The sequence below is a fragment of the Vibrio sp. 10N.222.55.C6 genome (genome assembly GCF_041473395.1).
GTDB lineage: Bacteria > Pseudomonadota > Gammaproteobacteria > Enterobacterales > Vibrionaceae > Vibrio > Vibrio crassostreae_C.
Map to the genome: position 1 here is coordinate 1 of NZ_JBFRSD010000387.1, position 1,559 is coordinate 1,559.

At 38.3% G+C, this 1,559-nt stretch carries 1 protein-coding gene; it reads left to right on the plus strand.

Annotated elements, in window-relative coordinates; translation table 11 throughout:
* Positions 1-405: 405 nt before the first annotated feature.
* Positions 406-1,374 (plus strand): alpha/beta fold hydrolase, encoded by a 969-nt coding sequence (locus AB4486_RS24245; RefSeq protein ID WP_102394267.1) that lies wholly within the window; start codon positions 406-408, stop codon positions 1,372-1,374.
* Positions 1,375-1,559 lie beyond the last annotated feature (185 nt).

The following is a 1,559-nucleotide window of genomic DNA, read 5'->3' on the forward strand; positions in this document are numbered from 1 at the left end:
AAACGCGGATTGGGGAATTGTCTGTGGGGAGATTGGATCTGAATAATATTGATTACATACGTTGTAATACAAATTCATCAGGCTATTTACCCTTATAAAGTAAGTTGTGTTGATAGTCATTGATCCATCCAAACCTCTGTGAATTAGGTCATAAACATAGCATAAATGACGTAATTTAACGAGTTTTAACAGACCCCAACGATGTTAGTTAACATCAAATATATCGGTAAAGTAGTGGCGATAATATTAGTAACAATGGTGTTAACTACAATTGTTGATAGCTGTAAATACTGAGTTGAGTAAACCCCAATACTATTTTTTGAGAACCATAAATAAATTGGATGGAAATTTTTAATCATGGTTTCAGCGTCTTTTAACTTCAGAGAATTAAATAGAGATTAATTAATGACACATACTCCTAAGATAGAAAAAATTAGCGTGTTTGATCGTATTAACGCATCGGCACTGATGTTATTGACTTCTGAATATAAAAGCTTGGAGCAGTTGCGAAGAAAAAACGACTATCCAATGTTCCCAACATTTGAAACGACACCATCCATGCCAATAAAGCGAACCAAGATAAATGGTGTCGATATTCGATACGCACATTCTGAAGCGATTGGTAAACCGACTCTTGTGATGCTTTCCCCTTTTCCTCAAAGCATTCTTGCGTATGCCCCTATCTGGAGTGGGTTGGCTGAACACTACAACCTATATGCTTACGATATGCCTGGGTTCGGCGGAAGTGCGGGCGGGATTGAATACATGTCTTTCAAGGCTCAAGGCGACTTTTTAAAAGAATTCTTAAATCATTTGGATATTCAAGAACCACATTTATTGGGGCCTGACGTTGGTATGCCCGCGATCGTTTACTACGTGGGCACATATGACAATGATGTCAAAAGCTTATTGATAGGCGATGGTCCAGCAATTAATCCTTCGTCAAATGCAAGCGCCATCCGAAAAATGGTCGACTCATCGTTTTGGCGCACTGTTTTTAAAGTGACAGGGGCTGGCTCTTTAGTTCAAGGCTGTATCAAGGTTTGCTATACGAACTATCGCCCCAATCAAGAAGAGATTTCCGACTATATTGCTTCTTATCGCAATCGAATTCCTGCCGTCATGCAATGGTTTAAAGATTACCCAAAAAGTCTAGCAACGGTTGATCCATTGCTCGATAAAATAGAGTTACCCACTCAGATATTTTGGGGAGAAAACGATGCAATTCTTTACGTCGATAATGGAGAACGTTTAGCTAAACGTATGTCGAATGCTGAGTTAACAGTATTCAAAGGCAGTGGTCATTTTTGTTATCAAGATAGGTATCAAGAGTTTTCGGTAATGGTGAAATATTGGATTGATAAGACGCAATAACAGTTAAATGACTGAGTAAATATGATTGAAATGGAACTACGAGAAGGTTCATGCTCAATAAAAGTGAATGTCGATTTATTGAGCGCCTTTCGAGCTTTTTACCACTTCTATCCTCATCCCTTATCTAAAACTAATCAAGGCATGGTAAATGCAGAAGCTAACCCTTTTAGCGCTAAGTTGTATTC

Excerpts from the sequence above, each read along its gene's own strand:
- AB4486_RS24245 (WP_102394267.1), top strand. The coding sequence starts at position 406 with ATGACACATACTCCTAAGATAGAAAAAATTAGCGTGTTTGATCGTATT.